Consider the following 19,449-nt stretch of genomic DNA (forward strand, 5'->3'; position numbering starts at 1 on the left):
GCGTCGAGGTGAAGGCGCACGTCGCGGCGACGAGCGCTGGCGCTCGGCGGCCCGCGGTCCCTCACCTGCGTGTCCGGTCGAACCCTCGCCGGAGGTCACGGCAGCCCCGGTTGTTGCGGTCAGGCGGCGATGGGACCATCCGCGCCCATGATCAAACGACTCCATTATTTCCTCATGATCGGTGTGCTGGTCGCCTGCGGCTCGGAGCCGAGCGGCGAGACCGACACCGACGCGGGCACCGGAACCGACACGGTCGCCGGCACCGACAGCGACAGCGGCACCGACGCGCTCACCCCCGAGGAAGCCGAGATCTGCGCGTGCCTGGACGACGGCAGCTGCGGCGCCGAGCTGTGCCCCAGCGTCGGCAACAGCTGCCCCGAGGAAGGTTGCAGCCCGGAGGAGTCGCTCGTCGACGAGGGCCTCGAGTGCGCCCTCACGGCCCTGCGCGACCGCACCCCCGGCAAGATCGGCTGGTTCGACTCGTCGTTCGGCGGTCAGTTCAGCGATCGCACCGCCGTATACATCCGCGCCGACGCCACCGCGGTGGTCGAGCGCTCCGGGGACCAGGACCTGGAGTCCAGCCGCGGGCCTCACACGCTGCATCCGCTCAAGGAGCCGGAGTACTACGACGGCTGCCTGGCGATGACCGCGGCGCAGGATCGGCTGAATTGCCTCGAGGACGGTCTGGGCGAGGAGACCGCGGTCTGCAAGCCGTATATGTCGGTGGAGGGCGGCGGGATCTAGCAATGGACGGGCGACGCCGCCGCGTCGACGACGCCGACGCGGCGAGGCGAGGAGCGTCGAGGGCGTCGCTCACATCTCGGCGGCGTCGAGGAGCATGCCCTTCAGCGCCTCGTACTCGCCCATCCGCGACAGGTCGTGCTCGGTCAGGTTGAACACGCCGACGGGCGCGCCGTCGCGATCGAGGATGACCACGTCGCGGTAGACCACCTCCCACCGGGCCCAGGCGTCGACGTCGGCGACGTCCTGGAGGAGCGGGATGACGCGGCCGGCGACGATCTGGGGCACCCCGGATTCGTAGCCGACGCCGTTGACGCCGAGCAGCGCGATCCCCAGGTCGGGGAACTCGCCGTCGAGCTCGAGCTGCAGGTCGTTCAGGTAGCCGAACTGGCCACGGCAGTAGCCTCACGTGGCGTGCGCGAAGTACCAGCCGGACACCGACCCCGCGTAGTCCCTGGGGCCGCGCGGCTGATCGTGGGTCGCAGAGTCGGGGTTCACGTCGACGAGCGTCCAGTCGGGCGCCGGCCCGCCCGTCTCGCCGGTGGCCGTGTTCGGGGCCTCTTCGCTGCAGCCCGCGAGCGCGAGCGCCCATAGGAGGAGGGGTGTTCGTGGCTTCACCGCTCCAGCCTAGCATCGTTCGTCGCGCGCGCGGGGCCGGCGAGCATCTGAACTTCTGGACAGGATGACTTCGCCTCCCGGCGAGCGGGAGGCGCCGCCCGAAATATTCGTACATGTCCTCATGGACATGTCCTGTCGGCGGCTCACAGGCCGCTGCTGGGGTGCGTCTTGTGGCACGACGACGTGCACTGGGAGAACGACTCGGCCTGCCCGCCGACGTAGATGCTGCTCACCGGCCCGAACGCGGTGACGTGGCTCTGCGGGTAGCTCGTATGGCACGACAGGCACGCCGACTTGCTGGTCCGCTGGATGCTCGCGGCGGTCAGGTGGCAGGTGTCGCACTGCTTGACCTCGGCGTCGAAGCGGTTCGAGCGCGAGTGGATGAAGTGCACGCGCGTGTGGATCGGCGCGTCGTACTCGACCCCGAGCGGGGCGTGGCAGCCGTAGCAGGTGCCGCGGTTGGGGTTGCGGTGCAGCACCGCCGAGAGCGAGCCGCCCTCGGTGTGGCACGTCTGACAGTTGCCGGTCTCGAGCGTCTTCGAGGTCGGCGCGGCGGTGCCGACCTGGACCTCGATCGTGCGGGTGAAGGCGAGGTCCTCGCCGTGGTAGACGCGGCGCGCCTTGGTGGTCAGGCGGTAGGTCCCGGGCGGGGCGTTCGCGGGCAGCTGCACGGAGAAGGTGTCGCTGCCGGGCTCGGCCCAGCCGAGGTGCTGCGGGTCGAAGGCGCCGCCGAACACGCCGTCGGTGGTCGGGAACACCTTCCACACGTCGAACAGGCCGTCCTGCTCGAGCGTCGCGACTTGCTGCACGTCCTCGGTCAAGATCTGCTCGAGCGGGACGATGCTGTGGATCGGCCGGACGTTCTGCGCCGGGCCCATGAAGTGGGCGATGAAGGTGCGCTCGCGGTGCTTGCGGCGCCAGAACACCCACGTCGGGTCGAAGAAGCCCTGGTAATACTGGAAGCCGGCTTCATTAGCGCCGAAGATGACGTCGTTGTAGCTCGGGAGCGAGCCCTCGGGGTGGAGGCGGTTGCCCTCGCCGTCGCGCAGGGTCACGCGGAAGGTCAGCTCCTGGCCCGGCAGGAACCACCCGTCCGGCCCCGGCGGCGTCAGGACGTCGACGTCGATCTGGAAGCCGTAGGCGTACTCCGGGTCGGTCTCCTGCTCGACCGGGATCACCCAGCGCTGCAGCGGGTTGGCGGTCCAGCGCAGCTCGAGCGCCGCGGTCGCCGGGTGCAGCGCGAACGACGGCGTCTGCTTGAGCGCGTTGCGCAGCTCGACGACCGCCTCCTCCTCGAACTGCGTCGACCCCGTACAGTCGCTCGGCGTGGCGCAGCCGAGGGTCCGCTGGATCGCCCGCAGGCGGCGGACGAAGAAGTGGTCGCTCGCGCGGCGCTGGCCGTCGCTGCCGATCGACATCGTGATCGGCAGGCCGATCGGGTGGCCGTCGTCGTCGAGCTGGCCGAGCAAGATCAAGCTCGGCAGGGTCATCCACAGCGCGCCCTGGTAGAAGCGGCTGCGCGTGTACTTGCCCTCGGCGTCGGGCAGCTGCGCGGTCTCCTGCTCGACGAAGTGGGTCCCGAGCCACGGCGCGTGGGCGAAGTCGCCGCTGTGCGCGAGGCCCTTCACGCCCTCGTCGACGGCGCTCGTCACCACGGTGCTGATATCGATCTGCTCGAGGAAGAACCGCGCGCCCGCGTGCAACCGCAGCGGCGCGGAGGTCCCGTTCTTGAGGTCGATCGCCAGGCCGATCGGCTCCGCGTCGTCGTCGTCGCCGCCGCCCCACGGCACGCCGAAGAGCTCCGGCTCCGGCTGCGCCGCCGTCTGCTCGTCACAACCCAGCATCGCGGCGCCGAAGAGCGCCGCAGCCCGCAATGTCTTGACCGTACCCACGCTCCCGCGTCCACGCTCCAACATGATGCACCTCGATCATCGCCACGATAGGCGATGCTCGTCGCGCGACGCCACCTCCGCGGAGCGAGACAGGGTGCTGCGGCGATGTGCCGCGTGGTTGCACCTCAGCCCAGGTTGCGAATCGCCGACTGCAGCGCCGCCTCGAGCGTGCCGAACGCGCTCACTCCAGCGAGCGGCGCATTGATGGCGACGAGCGTCGCCGACATGCGCGGGGAGATACCCGAGAGCAGACAGCCGGCGCCGAGCAGTCGGGCCGCGCTGACGATTCGTAGCAGGTTGGCGGCGGCGGACTCGTCGAGCGCGTCGGCGCCGGTGAGGTCGAGGATGACGTAGCGCGCGTGGGTCTGGGAGATCCGCGCGAGCAGGTTCTCGGTCATGCGGGCGACGCGTTCGCCGTCGACGGGGCCGACGATCGGCAGCGCGACGATGCCGGGCCACACTTGCAGGATCGGTGTCGACAATTCGGAGATCGCCTGCTCCTGGCGCTCGATCAGCTCGAGCTTGGCGCGCAGCTCGTCCTCGACGCGCTGGCGCTCCGTGATCTCCTCGCGCAGGCGGGTCTCGACGCGCTGGCGCTCGCGGACCTCGTCGCGCACGCGGGCGAGCGCGTTGCGCAGGTCCTCGCGCGTGGCCGACTCGGTGTCGACGATCGCGGCCAGCCGCGCGGCGTAGGTCTGCTCGGTCGGCGTCACCTCGAACTCGTCGTAGGCGTCGCCGCGGGCGGTGAAGCTGGTCTGCACGATCTGGCACGGGACCCCGAAGATCCGCTCGGTGTAGCCCGCGAGCTTGCCGGCGATCGACCAGGTGCCCCAGTCGACGCCGAGGGCCCGCTGATAGATGCCCTCCCAGCTCTGCTTCACGCGGTAGCGGGCCCGCTTGGCCTCGCGGTCGAGCTCGACCAGCTCGTACTCGCCGAGGCCGACCGTGCGCATCGCCCGGCCGACGAACGAGAGGCCCTCCTCGACGGTCGGCATGCGCTGGATGATGTCGCGCCACTCGCCCTCGGTGCTCTCGCGGCCGGACCCCTCCAGCGCCAGGTTGAAGCGCTCGGTGCCCAGGATGCGCTGCAGGCCGTTCATGAAGCCCGCCATCGTCGTCTCGGTCCACATCAACACGACCGGCTGGCCCCAGCACAGCATCAGCCCGCGCTCGAAGTCCCACGAAAACTCGACGCCCTCCACCGTGATCGACGGGTCCTGCAGCTCTGCCATCGGAGTGGATGATAGGAGCCGCCGTGAGAGCCTGGCAATCTTTCTTCGCCGCGCGGCCGCGACTCCACGCGACGCAGCGCACGCCGACGTCTCCCGCGGCCGGGTGGGCCGGCGACGCACGCGCCTTCGGGCGAGGGCGGCGCGCGCCGCGAGCGGCGATCCTCGCGAGCAGAAGTCGCTGCGGACATTCGCCGCAGACGGTGTGCGCAGGTCGTACGAGTCCCCCATGGTGCGGCGCGCGAACCCGCGGACGCGAGCGACCGGGCCCTGGCCGAGATCTCGATGGCCCGACCTCCAACCCCGCGGGTCCGCGCCGGGCCCTGGGGGCTGGATACACGTTGTTCGGCTGCGTGGATCGGAGAATCCCTGACCGGTGGGGTCGAAGGGCCCATGGGGCATGATGGATGAGACATGTTCAGTAAGACATGTCCATGAAGACATGTCCATGAGGAGCTTCGATGTCGCTCGCTCGCCCGGCGTCGGCGGCGCTCGCCCACGAGTGAAGAGGAGCGCCGCCTCGCTCGGCGAGCGCCGCGCACCCGCGGGAGGGCCGCGGACTCCTACGACTCGTCGCGGTCGTTGGTCGTGCAATCGTCGGAGCATGTGCCCGCAATGTTGCGCGGGCCTTCAGCAGTCGGAGATGTGCAGGCCGGTGAACCAGGCGACGCGCGTCAGCGCGGCGCAGGCGAACTCGCGGCCGCTCGGCGAATCCAGGTAGCTGCGCACGCCTCGTGAGACCTCGGCCAGCGAGCCCTGGCCGGCGAGCGCGTGGAGCCGGCGACCGACGGCCTCGTCGTCGGCGAAGGCGAACGCGACGAGCTGGCCGGCTCGCAGCAGCGTGGGATCGGCGGGCAGGGCGGCGGCGCCGTTGATCCCGGTGCAGGTGAAGATCTCGACGGGGGCGTCCGCCGACGATTGCACCGGCCAGACATGGGCGGCGAGGTACGGCGAGAACTCGGCCCAGGGGATCGTGGCCTGCGGGGGCTCGCGCCGCGGCGGACAGTCGCGGCAAGCGAGGCCGCGGTCGGCGAGCTCGACGGCGACCGCCTGCCAGATCGCGCCGGAGAGCAGCGAGTCGGACCACACTGCGGCGTCGGCGAGCCGCTGGGCCTCCGCGGGGCGCGGCGGCGGGGAGCCGCCGGCGCGTTCGTAGAAGCGATCGTAGGCCGCGCCGGCGAGGAGCGACAGCGGGCGCAGGCGAGCGACGACCGCCCGGACCAGCGCCGCGGCGCCTCCGGACGCCGACGCGGGGTCGCAGGTGGCGTCGAACAGGAGCAGGCTCCACTGCCGCACTTCGGGCTCCCAGCGCGCGCAGGTGTGGCGGTCGAGCCCGGCGCGCAGAGCAGCCTCGGTCGTCGGCGATTCGTGCGAGCGGCCGGCGCAGGCGGCCGAGAGAATTACAAAGGCGAGGGAGAGCCGGGCCGTGAGCGCCATGCGGAGGGGGAGGAGACTCCGCGGCGATACGACCTATTTCGCGACTTCTGCTTCTGTTAAAGAAAAAGAAGATGGGCGCAGGGGCCGGGCGGATCGGGAGCTCGCGGACGCCGGTGCCTGGCGAAGCCTTGAATGACGAGCGGGCGAAGGACGAATCATCGTACTCTCACGAGTGCTCGCCGCATCGACTCGTCGCATTCCGTCGCGGTCCGACGGCCTCCTCGCCGGGCCTGGCCGTCGAGGCACGCCTTACTCGTGGCGGACGGTGGCGAGTCGGGCCTTGACGGCGTCCCAGCTCGGGGGCTCGGTGGCGGTGGACTCGGTCCAGTGGGTGGTCTCCCACCCACTGGTGTACTTCAGGCCGTTCTTGATCGCGGCGCTATGGACCTCGCCGAACACGAACTTCTTCCGCGCGGCCTCGTCGCGCCAGAGGGTCACGGTCCGCGCGCTGTGACAAGCCTCGGAGTAGGCGAAGCTGGCCCCGAGAAGGCCCTCGTGGGTGAACACATCCATCATCGGCGGGGCGTTGGAACTGACGACGGCGTCCCGGTTCTCGGGGGTGTGCCAACCCGCGGTGGTGGCGACGATGTGCGGCACGGGCAGTGGCGCGAGGAGGGCGCCGTTGTCATCGAAGGCGGGGCCCATGAAGGGGATCAGCTCGAGGTCGTGCTCGTCGCAGGCCGCGAGTTCGGCGACGCTCGGCTCCTCGGCGTTGGTGGTCGTGCTGTCGCTGTCCTGGGACCCGCAGGCGACGAGGAGCGAGAGCGTGGAGAAGATGGCTCGGTGGGGCATCGCGGATCCAACACCGCGAGGGTCACAAAGTGTCACCCGGCGAATCCAGGTGGAACGCGAAGAGAACTTCGGAGCGGCTGTCCTAGCTCGCGGCCGTCCGCGCGCGCACCCGCGGTTTCGGGGGCTTCGTGCGGCGCGCCGGTCGCTTCGTCCGGGCGAACGCACTCGCTCCCGCGAGCCCGAGGGCGACCCACGCGTCGAGGTCGGCCTCGGCGGCGAAGCCCGGCGGGGCGACGTACACGAGGCCGCGTGACGGCCGGCCCGTGAAGTCGAACGGGCGAGCGTGCGGGCGCCGGAGCGCCGCGTCGGTGTCGGTCACGCGGATTATCAGATCGCTCCCGAGCACGCCCCAGGCGATGCTGCCGTCGAGCAGCAGCGCGACGCCTCCGAACATCTTGCGCTCGTCGATGTGCGCCTGCGGTCTCGCTCGCATCACGGCCGTCCGTAGCCGGGTCGCCACTCCGTGGTCGTAGGGCATCGTCGTCCTCCGTGCTTGCGAGAGTATCGCAATCGCCCGGCGCGACGGCTCGCGATCAGGGCCCGGCGAGCAGCCACGGCCGGCCGTGCGCGAGGGCCAGGACGACCGAGCCGGCGAGGGCGAGGCCGCAGATCGCGGCGCAGATCCCGAACACGCGCGTCACCTCCGGTCGCGGCTGTTCGTCGCGCCAGATCCGCGTCTGGCCGAAGGTGATCGCCCGCGTGCCCACCAGAGCGGCGCCGACGAGCGCGCCGCCGACGTGACTCGCGAGGCTGATCCCGGGCAGCAGCGAGAAGAGCAGGTTGAGCCCGATCAGCGCCAGGAACGCGCCGCGCAGCTTCTCCGCGTGTTCGCCGGGCAGCAGTCGCGGCTCGCGGAGGGTGAGGAGAAGGATCGCCGCGGCGAGCCCGAACAGGCCGCCGGACGCGCCGACGACCACGACCGAGGGCGGCGTCACGAGGGCGGCGGCGAGCGAGCCGCCGAGCACCGACAGGGTGAACAGCACGACGAATCGGCGCGAGCCGAGCACGATCTCGGCGAAGTAGCAGAGAAACAGCAGCTGCAGGTTGCCGCCCAGGTGCTTGATGCCGGCGTGGACGAAGCCGCTCGAGAGCAGGCGCCAGTACTCGCCGAGCGCCAGGTCCTCGCCGCGGAGCCCGCCCATCCGGTGCAGCGTCTCGATGTGGGTGGTGTCGCCCCACCACGCCGCGAGCGCGAACATCGCGACGAGGAAGGTGCCGAGCGCGAGGGTCGCGGGGACGCGGCGGAGGTTCTCGAGCGCGCGCTCGAAGATCCTGTCGTCGGTCTCCTTGTGGAACTCGGCCGCGACGCGCAGGGCGATCGGGGCGATCTCGGGGTCGGAGAGCGGGGCCAGGACCTCCTGAAGTGCGTCGGCGAGTTCGGCGAAGTATGCGTCGCGGCGGCGGCGGTTGGTGACGATCGGCCAGGAGAAGCCCGCGAACATCGTCAAGAAGAGGAGGCCGAACAGCAGCGATTCAGGGTCGTCGTCCCGGAGGAAGCTGGCCGGCAGGAGCAGCGCCGCCATCACGAAGGTCAACGCCATGATCGCGCCGGCGCTGCCGCGCAGGACCGTGCCGGCGTAGTCGATCGTGACGTCCGTCCCGTCCTCCGTGCGTACGAGGCGTACGCGCGCCCCCGCGACCCACTCGGCGCGCTCCGAATGGCGCTGTGCGGTGCGCAGGAGGTGAAAGCCCCGCGCCCTGACGCGGTCGAGGCGGACCCTCGCCACGCGGTCGTTCGGGCCGGCGAGCTTGAGCTGGACGAACTGGAGGATCTGTTCCGGCGAGGCGGCGACGCGGAAGGTGCGGCGCAGTGTTGTCATCTGCTCGTGGTTGCGTCACCCGCGTGCGAATGGATCTCGCAGTTCGCCGCAACGCGGCCGCGGTGTGGGCCAGGCCCGGACATTCGCGCCGGGTCTCGTCGGCGAGCTCACTCGAGGCGTTCGAAACCGAACCCGGCGCTGTCGATGCCGATCGCGCGAAGGGATCTGTCTTCAGAAGAAACACACGACATGTCTTTTAAGACATCTATATGTTTAAATAGAAGTCAATCGAGGAGCTCGGCGATCTCGCCGGTGGCGACGGTCCAGTGGGCGTCGCGGAGGATGAAGCCGGCGGCGCCGGCGAGCACCGTCGGGACGTCGAGCTCGATCAGCGCCGTGACGCGCTCGCCCGGTTCGGCGCGGGGCGCATCGGTCAAGGTCACGGTGCAGGTGATGTCGGCGGCGCGGACGTAGAGGTGGGGCCGGTAGCCGCTGGCGAGCGCGAACGGCGGCCGCCAGGTGCTGCGGGGGCGGGCGTCGCTGCGCGTCAGCGCCAGGCGGGCGACGAAGCGGCGATGCGTGGCGAGGGTGCCGGGGGTCGCGAGGACCATGCCCGCCGCGATGTCCCACGGCGGCACCTCGGCGAATTGACAGCCGGCCGACTCGCCCGCCGCGAGCTCGGTGACCACTCGCTCGAACGATCGCACCTGCACCGCGCGGCCGCGGCGGACTGGACCGTGGCCGACGAGCTCGAGCGCGTCGCCGTGACGCAGGGTGCCCCGCTCGATGCGACCGGCGAGCACGGTGCTCGGCACCGGCGCGATGCCCTGATAGCGGGCGTACCACCGGCTGTACGTGCGCACCACCGGCAGCACCAGCGGACCAGCGGCGTCGCGGAGCTGCAGGGGCGCGGCGTCGAGGGCGTCGCGCAGGGCGTACAGCGGCTCGCGCCATTCGTCGCGGGCGGCCAGCTCGGCGGAGCCGCGGATCACCGGCGCCGCGTCGCCGTCGAACCCGCAAGCGCCGAGGAGCTCGCGCGTCTCGAGCTCGACAAGGTCGAGCAGCTCGGGCACGTCGAGCAAATCGCACATGTTGAGGAACACGATCACGTGGGCGACCCCGAGGGCCCGCGCGAACTGCAGGTGCTCGCGGGTCTGCTCGCGCACGCCTTCCGCGACCGAGACCACGAGGATCACGACGTCGACCTGCGACAGCGCCTTGATCGTGTTCTTGCCGTGGTCGGGGTGGCCGGGGCAGTCCCAGTGGAAGATCCGCCGCTGCTCGGTGCAGTACTCGAGGCACTTGCCGAGGATCGTCACGCCGCGCAAGCGCTCGCAGCGATCGAGCAATTGCTCGCGGCTGCGGGGCGGGCCGGCGGTGACGCGGGTGAGGGCGGCGGCGAGGGTGGTCTTGCCGTCCTGCACGCTGCCGATGACCCCGACCGCGAGGATCGGCAGGCGCGTCGGGTCGCTCGGGATCATCGCCGACAACGTAGCACGAGCCGGCCTCAAGAGCGGCGGACATGCTTTTTGAGGCATGTCCGAAGGAGCATGTCTTATCGAACATCCGGTCGGCGAACGACAATCGCCACAGCGCGATTCGCGGCTCTTGCGCGCCGGGGCCGGCCGGGCGCGGGCTCAGTTGGCCTTGCGGATGATGAGGATCGGGTCGAGCACGATCCGCTTGCCGAAGCGCTCCTCGGCGTCGATCGTGACCTCGACGCGCCACGAGTAGTCGGTGGCCACGCTGGCCGGGAAATCGGCCGAGAACACGCCGCCGCTGCCGGTGAAGTTGACCGACGGGGCGCTGCCGATCGGGGTGGCGGTGACGCCGGTGATGTCGGGGGCGCCGCCGGTCGAGTCGACCGTGCAGTGCACCGAGTTGGCGGTGGTGGTGGCGGTCACCTCGTCGCGGGGGTTCATCTGGGGCGCGGTGGCCGCGGCGGCGTCGGAGTCGAGTAGCAACACATAGGCGCCCGCGGGGTCGGTCGTCTCGGTGAACAGGACTGGAATCGTCGATGTGTAGTTCGCCATCGGGGCCGGACTCTATATCAAGGGCGCGCGGCCCGGCTACGGCGCGGGGTTCACGAGGGCCCTGACGCGGACGCAGGCGCGGTCGCGTGAGACCGCCCGCGTGAGGACCTTGTCACGCAGCGGACCGCGTGTTACCGGCATCTGCAGGAGAATCGCGCGCTTTCAGCGTGGCGAGGGCTGACGTGGAGCCGACCACCCGCGAGAGCAAGTCGCTCGAAGACCGCGACACGGTCGACGCGGGGGAGGAGCCGCTCGCCCAGCCGCGGCCCGAGACGGGCGAGATGCCGACGATCGGCCGCTATCGCGTGCTCGGGCGGATCGGCGCCGGCGGCATGGGGACGGTCTATGCGGCGCGCGACCCGATGCTCGGGCGCGAGGTCGCGATCAAGCTGGCGCGCGTCGACGGCTCCGGGTCGCCGCTGGCCTACGAGAGTCGACTGCTGCGCGAGGCCCGGCTGCTGGCGCAGGTCCGTCACCCCAACGTGGTGGAGATCCACGAGGTCGGCGTATTCCGCGGACAGGTGTACATCGTGATGGCGCGGATCCACGGTCAGACGCTGCGGGACTGGCAGCGCGAGCAGAGCCGGTCGTGGCGGCAGACCGTGGCCAAGTACGTGGCCGCGGCGCGCGGCCTGCAGGCGGCCCACGCGGCCGGCCTGGTGCACCGCGACTTCAAGGCCGACAACGCGCTGGTCGGCGACGACGGTCGCGTCTACGTGGTCGACTTCGGGCTGGCCCGGCCGACCGGCGTCCCCGTGGAGAGCGGCGGCGAGGCCGGAGCGGCCGCCCCGTCGTCGTCCGATTCGCCGCTGACGCGGACCGGGGCGGTGGTCGGCACGCCGGCCTACATGGCGCCGGAGCAGCGCGCCGGCCGGCCTCCCGACGTCCGCAGCGACATCTACAGCTTCTGCGTGTCGCTGTACGAGGCGCTGCACGGGCACCGACCGGAGTACCGGCACGACCCGGCGGCGACGCGCCCGCGCGGGCACAACGTGCCGCGGTGGGTCGACCGCGCGCTGGCGCGAGGTCTGGCGCCGGCGGCGTCCCGGCGCTACGCGACGTTCGAGCCGCTGATCGCCGCGCTGGGGCGCGACCCGGCGCGGTGGTGGGGCCGCGTCGGCGTGGCGGCGGCGCTGGTGGGCGCGGGCGGGCTGGTCGGCCTGACGATGCAGGGCGGCGCCGCGCCGCTGTCGGCCTCGTGCGAGGCGGCGACGCGCCGCATCGAGCGGGCGTGGGGGAGCCCGCAGCGCGAGGCGCTGGCGGCGAGCTTCGCGGCCCCCGGCGAGTACGCGCGCGTGCTCGGCCGCCGGGTCGAGGCTGCGCTCGACGACTACGCCGACGAGTGGCAGCAGGCGCGCCTGCGGGCGTGCGAGGCGACGGCCGAGCTGTCCCCGAGCTCGGCGCCGCAGCTGCACCGGCAGATCGATTGCCTCGAGCGCGCGGCCGAGGGGCTGGAGCGCGCGACCGCGGTGCTGGCGTTCGCCGGCGGGGCGGACGCGGAGCAGGCGATGGGCGTGGTCGAGGCGCTGCCGCGGGTCCAGAGCTGCCGCGCGCCGGGGTCCGAACGCGACCTGCCCGAACAGACAGGTCTCGTCGACGCGCTGCGGCGGGCGCTGGTCACTGCGCGGGCGCAGGCGGCCAGCGGCAGCCGGCGCGAGGCGGTGCGGCTGGCGGAGCAGGTGCGGGCGCGGGCGCAGACGGTCGGCGACCCGGCGCTCGAGGCCGACGCGCTGCTGACGGTCGGGCGCCTGCGCGCCGAGGACGGCGAGATCGCGGCGGCCGAGACCCTCCTGCTGGCGGCGATCGACGTCGCCGAGGCGAACGGGCTCGACGACACGACCGCGAGCGGGTGGGTGGCGCTGGCGACGTTGGCCGCGCGCCTGCAAGTCGACCCCGAACGCATGCGCGAGCGGGCCCGGCGGGCCCAGGCGCTGCTCGACCGGATCGGCGACAGCGGGCCGCGCCGGGCCGCGCTGCTCAACGCGCTCGGGGTCGCGGCCGTGGCCGAGGGCCGCCACGCGGAGGCGGTGCGGCTGCACCGCGAGGCCCACGAGCGGCTGCGCTTCAGCGGCGGGCCGGCGTTCGAGTCGATCCGCTCGCTGCAGGGCCTGGCCAACGCGCTCGATGCCCTCGGCCGCCGCGACGAGGCGCTGGCGAGCTTCACCGAGGCGCTGGCGCTGTGCGAACAGCACCTCGGGCCGCGCCACCCGCAGCGGGCCCGGGTGGCGAACGACCTCGGGGCGCTGCTGCTGCGGACCGGCGAGTCGGCGCGGGCGCGCGAGCTCCTCGAGGCGGCGCTGGCGATCTGGATCGACGCGTACGGCTCGGAGTGCGTCGAGTGCGGGCGCGGCCACTCGTCGCTGATGGGCGAGGCGAGCGCGGCGGGCGAGCTCGGTCGCGCGGAGCACCATGCCCGCCGGGCGCTGGCGATCTATCGCCAGCAGCTGCCCGCGGAGCACCCCGACCTGGCGGCCGCGCTGGCCAACCTCGGGGCGATCCTCCACTGGCGCGGCGAGTTCGCCGGGGCGGTGACGGCCTACGCGGAGGCGCTCCGGCTGCAGCAGCGCAGCCTGCCCGCTGGACATCTGCACCGCGCGATCACGGAGAGCAACCTCGGCGAGAGTCTGGTGGCGCTGCAGCGCCACGCCGAGGCGCTGCCGCTGTTCGCAGCCGCGGAGCCGGTCGCCCGCGGGGCCGGCGAGGCGGGCGAGGAGCTGCTGCTGCTGCTGCTGCGCAACAAGGCGAAGGCCCTGCACGGCACCGGCGAGGGCCGGGCCGCGAGAGTGGCGCTCGAGCAGGCGCGCGCGCTGCTGAAGCGCGACCCGGGCCGCGCGCAGGAGTACGCCGAGGTCGAACAGGCGCTCGCGGAGCTGGGCGCGCAGGCGCGTGCGGGCTGACCGACGCGCGGACGGGTCGATGATCGAGAAAGATTATACATGTCTCTTGGGTCATGTAGATAGGTTCCGCAGGTCGGATGAGATGGCCGTTCGGCCATGTCGATGGTTGCCGGAACGACCGCACGGACATGCTCCTTCGGACATGTCTTGAGTCACCGAAAAGCAAACCGCGGCATCGACTCATGTCGGGCCGACGAACTCCGGCGTTGGAATGAATTGTCGCTTCGGACAGCTCGATCCGGGTGGCCTTCAGGGCTCGCTGTAGCCGAGCACGCGGGCGCGCAGCTGGCCCGGGGCGGGCTCGTGCTGCAGCGTCGAGGCGCCGGCGCGGCCCGAGCGGCGCGGCACCTCGGGCAGGGTCAGCTCGGTGCGCTCGAGCAGGGCGCCGTCGCGGACCAGGGTGACCTCGACGTGCACGTCGGCGACGGTGCGGTCGCCGTGGTTGGTGACGGTCACCGGCACCACGAAGTGGGGCGGCTCGACGCCCTCGGAGCGCCAGGCCTCGCCGACGGTGACCCCGAGCCGCGGCGGCCGGTCCTCGTGGTGCAGGGCGTGGACGAGCAAAAAGCCGACGATGCCGAGCACCAGCGCCAGGCCGACGGCGAACACGCTCCATTCGAGCCAATTCTTGCGGACGGTCATCGCGCTTGGAGGAGCAGGCGCCCGGCGGAGGCGCCGATGGCGGTGGGGAGGCCGAGGACGATCACCTGCGCGAGGCAGGCCGGGAGGTCGCAGCCGGTGAAGCGGTCGAAGAACCACAGCAGCGCGGCCGAGGCGGTCACTGCGGCGATGTAGCTGGCGAGCGAGCCGCTCAGCATGGCGATCCGGGCGCGGTCCCCCGAGGCGGTGTTGACGAAGTCGCTGTAGTGGAGCACGAGCGCGCCGATGGCCAGGGTGACGCCGGTGAGGCCGAGCAGCGCCCATTCGTCCAGGGTGCCGGCGATCTCGGGGATCTCCTCGGTCGGGGCGATGTTGGCGGCGACCAGCACCGCGCCGCACAGCGACAGCGCCATCTGGCCGACGAAGCTCAGGTCCTCGCGCTCGCCGCTCATGCCGCCGTCGTCGTCGTCGCCGCCGCCGAGCTGCGCCGTGCCGACCGAGACGCCGATCGCCACCGCCAGCCCGCCGACCAGCACCTTGCCGAGGATCTCCGGCCCCGCCATGCCGGCGTCGATGCGCCCGAGCAGGACCAGCAGCGCCGCGGAGAGCAACAGGCCGAGGCCGAGCTCCTCGACCGAGTCGAGCACGACCTCGAGCGCGCCGGCGTCCTGCCGCAGCCCGGCGTAGCGGTTGTAGCCGAGCAGCAGGACGAACACGCCGGCCAGGCCGAGCAGCAGCCGCTCCGGCGGGAGCAGCTCGCCTGCGTGCCAGATCTCCCCGGTGTACAGGAGCGGCAGGCTGAACAGCAGGCCGCCCGCGATCCCGCGCCCGTACTCGCGCAGCGACTGGCTCACCGCAGGCGACCGCGTGCGCGGTCGCTGTCGGTCTTCGGTCGGCGCGGCGGTCATGCCTGGATCCTTGCTGACATGTCCACGCGACGCACGAGCTCGGCTGCCCGGAGCGTCCGCCGGTGGCCGCGAGGCTGCTCTCGCCCACGCCGATGCGCGGGGGCGCGGTGAAAGCGCTGGCGGGTCGCCGAGGCATCGCACCGGCGCCGGACGAAGCCGCCCGGCGCCGCTCGAGCAGCGGCGCATGCGGACGAATGCGAGCGAGCTCTGTCCGAAGGGACATGACTCTTGGCTCAGGGACTGCAGCTCCCGGCGATCCGAGGAGCGCCACGAGCTGGAGCGGCGAGCCGATCGAGACATGCCCAGGGCCACGAGCCCGCCCGTGAGCAAGGAGCGCTGGCCGCTCCGCTTTCTTCCGCTGAAGTCTCGGTGGGCGAGCGAGCCGAAGTCTCGCGGCGGAGTGGATACGACCCTCGTCCCAGGGTCCGGTCGAGCGGCTCAAGGCATTCTCGCGAATGCACACACCCTCTCCCGCAGGCCCGGCGAGGTCGCACGGCCGCGGACGGGCGAGCGCACGCGGCTCAGGGCGTCGCGGGCGGGCTCGCCGGCTTGCGCAGGCGCAGCACGTAATTCTCCTTCAGCTCCGGGACCGCCTCCTCGCGCACCAGCTCGAAGCCGTCGGCCAGCAGCTCTTTTAAAAAGACGTCCTTGCCGGCGCGCACGTGGTCGAGCATCCACTGGCTGGTCTTGCTGGGGATCCGCTCGAGCTCGACGAGCACGAGCTGGCCGCCGGGCCGCAGGGCGTCGCGGATCGATCTCATCATGCTGCGCGGGTACTCGAAGTGATGGTAGGCGTCGCACATGAACACGAGGTCGACCGATTCGGCCGCCAGCGGCGTGCTGGCCTCGGGGGTCTGCAGGGTCTCGACGTTGTGGAGCCCGGCCGCGCGCGCGTCGGCGGCGATGCTGGCGAGCAGGCCGCCGTTGATGTCGAGCGCGTAGACCTTGCCGCCCGGGCCGACCGCGCGCGCCAGCATCAGGGTGAGGAAGCCAGAGCCGGCGCCGATGTCGGCCACGACGGTCCCCGGCCCGGCGGCGACGACCTCGACGACCCGCTCGCGCTGCACCCAGATCTCCCGCGACTCGGACTGAAGGCGCCGCACCAGCCGCCGGGTGTCGCGCCCGCGCCAGTCGTCGTTGATGCCCGGCTTGACGCTGACCTCCGGTTCGGCCGGGCTCGCGGCGGCGGCCGGGGCCTCGGCCGGGGCAGCGGGGGCGGACGCGACACCCGCCGGGGCGGAGGCGCCGGCGCGAGCGACGGGCGCGGCGCAGGCGCACAGGAGGAGCAGCGAGAGGCCGGGAGCGAGGCGCACGGCCGCAGTCTACAACGCGGGCCAGGGCTTGGGAACGCTCGTGCGCGGCAGCGCCGCGCGGTCGGGCTCGCATGGCTTTTGGGGCATGTTCTCAGGAGCAGCCGATCGGAGCGGCGCGCTGCCGCAGCTGCGCGGCGGGGGATGCGATAGGCCTGTCCTGAAGGTCATGTCCATGCGGACAGTCGCGCGACGGTCCGGCTGGCGGGGTATGTTCGTGCGAGCAGGAGCTCGGTCGCGCACGCGGGCGATGGAGCATGTCTCTTGAGTCATGTGTTGAAAGACGTGCTCTCCGGCGCGCGCCACGAGCTCCGGATGGCTCGCGGGGCATGTTCATGAGGCGTGTCCGGCTGTCGGGCGCGTCGTGCGAGCATGAGCTCGGCCGGGCACGCGGGCGATGGAGCATGGCTCTTGAGTCATGCGGTTAAGGACATGTTCTCTCGCATGACTCGCGGGGCATGTTCCTGAGGACAGGATGAGGCCCGGGCGAGCGGCGAATCGAGGTGCGTGGGTTGTCCCGCGCACGCGCTTGCGGGAGCGGCGGCGGCGCGAGCGCGTGGGCTGCGAGTCTGACGGCAAATTCATCCGGACAGGTGTTCGGTCGGGGCGTGCCGGGGTCGGGAGCTGTATGTCTATTGGGTCATGTTTCAATACGGGCATGGCCTCGACGCGCAGACCGTCGACCTCGGGCGAGCGGGCGAACGGCGGCCGGGCGTCTCGCGGCAGGCAATTGCGCGGGCGAGCGCGTCGCTGCCGTCGGCGATTCCCTTGCGTCACCGGTCGCGGGCGTGGGCGGTCTGCAGCCGCGCCCTACACGACGTTCGCCCGCGGTGGTAAGGTCCGGATCGAATCTCACCCAGCGACCGCTGCGGATGAGCGACGAACCGGAGCCGTGTCCATGTCGAGCTGGAAGCCGTATCTCGAGTGGTTGTTGGCGGACAGAGGGGTGAAGTGCGCCGGGATCTTCGGGCAGGACGGGGCGACGTGGGGCGCCAGCGACGGCTTCGAGCTGACCGCGCCGGAGGTCACGAACATCGTCGCCGGCCTGCGTGACAAGGCGAACCTGTCCGCGGGCGTGACCGCCGGCGGCAACAAGTTCTTGTTCGTCACCCGCCTGCCCGAGGGGAGCCTGGTCGCGCGCCGGGGCGCCACCTCGCTTCTCGGCATCCTGACCACGAAGGCGGTCATCGTCCTCCTGACCCGGGACAACTACAATCCGGGCAGCGTGGACTCCCATTCGGCGGTCGCCGAGAAGCTGATCCAGCTCGGCTTTTAGCCCGACGCCGGGCCGACCTGCGGTGGCGCCTGGAGTGTCTCTAAAAACATGTCGATGAGGGCATGTCCTTGCGGTCATGCCCGGGCCAGCGCCCCCAGGCCGCGGCGCGCCGCGCCGACGCCGGCGAGGGCCCACGCCAGCGGCCGTGGGGCCGGGGGCAGGCCGCAGGCGCGGCGCACCGGGGGCTCGAGCAGCGCGGCCACTGCGGAGCGGCCGAGGTCGGCCAGCGGGGGCGGGAGGACCTGCAGCATCGCCGCCAGGGCGCCCTCGGCGACGAGGCGGTTGGAGTCGGCGGCGTGGCGGTGCCTCGCCTCGTAGTCGCGCGCCGCCTCGACCATGCCGGCGAAGCTGCCGGGGATGTCGCGGATACCCACGCGCCGGCCGACCTCGCGCCAGAACAGGCACGCAGCCTCGCGTTCGTCGGGCCGCAGCGGGCGACGGCCGAAGCGATCGATCACCCGCGCCGGCTCGGTGACGAAGGTGGTGAGGACGTAGCGCATGTCGTCGTTGGCGATCGCGTGGCGGGCGTGCGCCGCGTGCATGCGCGCCAGGGTGGCCGCGGCGCGAGGCCCGTCGGGCCCGTCCTCGATCAACGTGCTCAGCAGATCGACCGTGCGCTCCAGACGGCTCGTCGGCGCGTGCGTCCAGCCGCCGGTGCGGGCGAGCAGCGCCGAGAGCCGCGGGATCGCAAACACCCGGAACAGGGCGAGCGCCGCGCCGAGGCGGATCTCCGGCGCGAAGTCGCGGAAGAAAGCCCGGCGCATGACCGCGAGGTGATCGCGCGCCCCGTCGAGCTGCGGCGCGCGTCGGTGGTGGGTCAACAAGTCGAGGAGGTCCAGCATGTGCGTCGTCCACGGTCCTCCGCGCGCGTCCGCGGCGATGGCCCGGGGACGCGCGTGGAGGACGGCGCAGGACGGTGTTGCAGGCCGCGTGCCGCGTGATTTCTCGGTCCGGTCCGTCAGGACGCGAGGTCGGTCCGCGGGATCCGCCGGCAGAAACGGCCGACGCGGCGGCGCCGATCGGCGCCGCCGCGCTGGGCGAACTGGATCGTCGGTCAGCGGCGCCAGGCGCCGGCCGCGGCGGCGTCGCGGGCGTAGTCGCGAAAGTCTCGCGGAGGGCGGCCGAGCACGCGGGCGACGTCGCCGGAGACGTGGCTGTTGTGGCCGTCGAGCAACTGGGCGAACAGGTCGCGCATGAATTCGGCGGTGGGGGCGGGCAGGAAGCTGGCCAGCACCTCGCCGTAGGCCTGCGAGGAGATCGGCGTGTAGCGGACCGCGTGGCCGGCGGCCGCGGTCAGCTCGGCGGCCGCCTCGGCGAAGGTGAGGAGGCGCGGGCCGGTGAGGTCGTAGGTGCGCCCGGCGTGGCCGTCGCTGGTCAGCGCGAGGGCGGCGACCTCGGCGATGTCGTCGGCGTCGATGAACGGCTCGGCCGCGTCGCCGCCGGGGAAGGCGATCTCGCCGGCCAGCACGGGCTCGCGCAGGTAGCCCTCGCTGAAGTTCTGGTCGAACCACGCGGCGCGCAGGACGGTGTACTCGGCCCCGCACGTGCGCACCGCCTCCTCGCTCGGGTGCACCTGCGGCTCGCCGCGGCCGGACAGCAGCACGATCCGCCGCACGCCGTGCGCGACCGCCAGCCGCGCGAACGCGTCGATGTGGGCGGCGGCGCCGGGCAGCGCCAGATCGGGGTGATACGCGAGGTACACCGAGGTCGCGCCGGTCAGCGCGGGGGCCCACGTGGCGGGCTGGTCCCAGTCGAAGCGCACGTCGCCGGACCGCGACGCGGTGCGCACCGCGACGCCGCGGGTGGTCAGCTGCTTGGCCACGCGGCGGCCCGTCTTGCCGGTGCCGCCGAGGATCAGGGTGATGTCGTTCGTGCTCTGCATCGCGTCTCCGTTGCTCTTCCTGGGCCGATTGTGCGTCGTGCACGGATGCATCGCCACGGGCATAGATTCATGGT

The 19,449-nt window shown here is 72.2% G+C and carries 17 protein-coding genes and 1 pseudogene; 3 read left to right on the forward strand and 15 right to left on the reverse strand.

Annotation, left to right across the window (positions count from 1 at the left end; genetic code table 11):
- Window positions 1-147 precede the first annotated feature (147 nt).
- Window positions 148-744 (forward strand): hypothetical protein, encoded by a 597-nt coding sequence (locus O0S08_RS04060; RefSeq protein ID WP_269037644.1) that lies wholly within the window; start codon window positions 148-150, stop codon window positions 742-744.
- Window positions 745-813: 69 nt separating this feature from the next.
- Here the strand turns inward: O0S08_RS04060 and O0S08_RS04065 are convergent.
- From O0S08_RS04065 to O0S08_RS04110, 10 genes and pseudogenes are all read right to left on the reverse strand, one after another.
- Window positions 814-1,134 (reverse strand): annotated as a pseudogene (locus O0S08_RS04065) (TUGYCR motif thioredoxin fold (seleno)protein); the annotation flags it as partial.
- A 12-nt stretch (window positions 1,135-1,146) separates the two neighbouring features.
- Window positions 1,147-1,359 (reverse strand): hypothetical protein, encoded by a 213-nt coding sequence (locus O0S08_RS04070; protein WP_269037646.1) that lies wholly within the window; start codon window positions 1,357-1,359, stop codon window positions 1,147-1,149.
- 143 nt (window positions 1,360-1,502) lie between these two features.
- A complete protein-coding gene (locus O0S08_RS04075; RefSeq protein WP_269037647.1) occupies window positions 1,503-3,275 on the reverse strand; it encodes a cytochrome c3 family protein in 1,773 nt (590 codons plus the stop codon).
- A gap of 101 nt (window positions 3,276-3,376) precedes the next feature.
- A complete protein-coding gene (locus O0S08_RS04080) occupies window positions 3,377-4,483 on the reverse strand; it encodes an STAS domain-containing protein (RefSeq protein WP_269037648.1) in 1,107 nt (368 codons plus the stop codon).
- Between the two features lie 627 nt (window positions 4,484-5,110).
- Entirely contained in the window at window positions 5,111-5,917 is an 807-nt protein-coding gene (locus O0S08_RS04085) for a hypothetical protein (RefSeq protein WP_269037649.1), read from the reverse strand.
- Between the two features lie 249 nt (window positions 5,918-6,166).
- On the reverse strand, window positions 6,167-6,709 hold the full coding sequence (locus O0S08_RS04090; protein ID WP_269037650.1) for a hypothetical protein: 543 nt from the start codon (window positions 6,707-6,709) through the stop codon (window positions 6,167-6,169).
- Window positions 6,710-6,791: 82 nt separating this feature from the next.
- Complete coding sequence (locus O0S08_RS04095; protein WP_269037651.1) at window positions 6,792-7,187, reverse strand: TfoX/Sxy family protein; 396 nt, start codon at window positions 7,185-7,187, stop codon at window positions 6,792-6,794.
- A 55-nt stretch (window positions 7,188-7,242) separates the two neighbouring features.
- Window positions 7,243-8,529, reverse strand: coding sequence for a rhomboid family intramembrane serine protease (locus O0S08_RS04100; protein ID WP_269037652.1), 1,287 nt, complete (start codon window positions 8,527-8,529; stop codon window positions 7,243-7,245).
- Between the two features lie 224 nt (window positions 8,530-8,753).
- On the reverse strand, window positions 8,754-9,950 hold the full coding sequence (locus tag O0S08_RS04105; RefSeq protein WP_269037653.1) for a GTP-binding protein: 1,197 nt from the start codon (window positions 9,948-9,950) through the stop codon (window positions 8,754-8,756).
- A 156-nt stretch (window positions 9,951-10,106) separates the two neighbouring features.
- On the reverse strand, window positions 10,107-10,502 hold the full coding sequence (locus tag O0S08_RS04110) for a hypothetical protein (RefSeq protein WP_269037654.1): 396 nt from the start codon (window positions 10,500-10,502) through the stop codon (window positions 10,107-10,109).
- A gap of 167 nt (window positions 10,503-10,669) precedes the next feature.
- On the opposite strand from O0S08_RS04110, the gene O0S08_RS04115 reads away from it, so the two are divergent.
- Window positions 10,670-13,399: a serine/threonine-protein kinase gene (locus O0S08_RS04115; protein ID WP_269037655.1), complete on the forward strand. Its 2,730-nt coding sequence runs from the start codon at window positions 10,670-10,672 to the stop codon at window positions 13,397-13,399.
- A gap of 249 nt (window positions 13,400-13,648) precedes the next feature.
- On the opposite strand, the gene O0S08_RS04120 is transcribed toward O0S08_RS04115, so the two are convergent.
- The 3 genes from O0S08_RS04120 to O0S08_RS04130 form a co-directional block, all read right to left on the reverse strand.
- Window positions 13,649-14,041: a hypothetical protein gene (locus O0S08_RS04120; RefSeq protein ID WP_269037656.1), complete on the reverse strand. Its 393-nt coding sequence runs from the start codon at window positions 14,039-14,041 to the stop codon at window positions 13,649-13,651.
- Window positions 14,038-14,853 (reverse strand): TIGR02587 family membrane protein, encoded by an 816-nt coding sequence (locus tag O0S08_RS04125; protein ID WP_269037657.1) that lies wholly within the window; start codon window positions 14,851-14,853, stop codon window positions 14,038-14,040. The genes O0S08_RS04120 and O0S08_RS04125 overlap by 4 nt, the downstream gene beginning before the upstream one ends.
- Window positions 14,854-15,428: 575 nt before the next feature.
- Window positions 15,429-16,220 carry a class I SAM-dependent methyltransferase gene (locus O0S08_RS04130; RefSeq protein ID WP_269037658.1) on the reverse strand — a complete coding sequence of 264 codons (792 nt, stop codon included), beginning with the start codon at window positions 16,218-16,220 and terminating at the stop codon, window positions 15,429-15,431.
- Window positions 16,221-17,115: 895 nt separating this feature from the next.
- On the opposite strand from O0S08_RS04130, the gene O0S08_RS04135 reads away from it, so the two are divergent.
- Complete coding sequence (locus O0S08_RS04135; RefSeq protein WP_269037659.1) at window positions 17,116-17,493, forward strand: profilin; 378 nt, start codon at window positions 17,116-17,118, stop codon at window positions 17,491-17,493.
- A gap of 74 nt (window positions 17,494-17,567) precedes the next feature.
- Here O0S08_RS04135 and O0S08_RS04140 read toward each other — a convergent pair whose 3' ends face one another.
- Both O0S08_RS04140 and O0S08_RS04145 read right to left on the reverse strand, forming a co-directional pair.
- Entirely contained in the window at window positions 17,568-18,335 is a 768-nt protein-coding gene (locus O0S08_RS04140) for an oxygenase MpaB family protein (RefSeq protein ID WP_269037660.1), read from the reverse strand.
- Between the two features lie 212 nt (window positions 18,336-18,547).
- Window positions 18,548-19,375, reverse strand: coding sequence for an NAD(P)H-binding protein (locus tag O0S08_RS04145; RefSeq protein WP_269037661.1), 828 nt, complete (start codon window positions 19,373-19,375; stop codon window positions 18,548-18,550).
- Window positions 19,376-19,449: the final 74 nt, after the last annotated feature.

Origin of the sequence: Nannocystis punicea (assembly GCF_026965555.1) — a bacterium.
Lineage (GTDB): Bacteria > Myxococcota_A > Polyangia > Nannocystales > Nannocystaceae > Nannocystis > Nannocystis punicea.

Excerpts from the sequence above, each read along its gene's own strand:
- O0S08_RS04060 (WP_269037644.1), top strand. The coding sequence starts at position 148 with ATGATCAAACGACTCCATTATTTCCTCATGATCGGTGTGCTGGTCGCC.
- O0S08_RS04075 (WP_269037647.1), bottom strand. The coding sequence starts at position 3,275 with ATGTTGGAGCGTGGACGCGGGAGCGTGGGTACGGTCAAGACATTGCGG.
- O0S08_RS04080 (WP_269037648.1), bottom strand. The coding sequence starts at position 4,483 with ATGGCAGAGCTGCAGGACCCGTCGATCACGGTGGAGGGCGTCGAGTTT.
- O0S08_RS04085 (WP_269037649.1), bottom strand. The coding sequence starts at position 5,917 with ATGGCGCTCACGGCCCGGCTCTCCCTCGCCTTTGTAATTCTCTCGGCC.
- O0S08_RS04090 (WP_269037650.1), bottom strand. The coding sequence starts at position 6,709 with ATGCCCCACCGAGCCATCTTCTCCACGCTCTCGCTCCTCGTCGCCTGC.
- O0S08_RS04095 (WP_269037651.1), bottom strand. The coding sequence starts at position 7,187 with ATGCCCTACGACCACGGAGTGGCGACCCGGCTACGGACGGCCGTGATG.
- O0S08_RS04100 (WP_269037652.1), bottom strand. The coding sequence starts at position 8,529 with ATGACAACACTGCGCCGCACCTTCCGCGTCGCCGCCTCGCCGGAACAG.
- O0S08_RS04105 (WP_269037653.1), bottom strand. The coding sequence starts at position 9,950 with ATGATCCCGAGCGACCCGACGCGCCTGCCGATCCTCGCGGTCGGGGTC.
- O0S08_RS04110 (WP_269037654.1), bottom strand. The coding sequence starts at position 10,502 with ATGGCGAACTACACATCGACGATTCCAGTCCTGTTCACCGAGACGACC.
- O0S08_RS04120 (WP_269037656.1), bottom strand. The coding sequence starts at position 14,041 with ATGACCGTCCGCAAGAATTGGCTCGAATGGAGCGTGTTCGCCGTCGGC.
- O0S08_RS04135 (WP_269037659.1), top strand. The coding sequence starts at position 17,116 with ATGTCGAGCTGGAAGCCGTATCTCGAGTGGTTGTTGGCGGACAGAGGG.
- O0S08_RS04140 (WP_269037660.1), bottom strand. The coding sequence starts at position 18,335 with ATGCTGGACCTCCTCGACTTGTTGACCCACCACCGACGCGCGCCGCAG.
- O0S08_RS04145 (WP_269037661.1), bottom strand. The coding sequence starts at position 19,375 with ATGCAGAGCACGAACGACATCACCCTGATCCTCGGCGGCACCGGCAAG.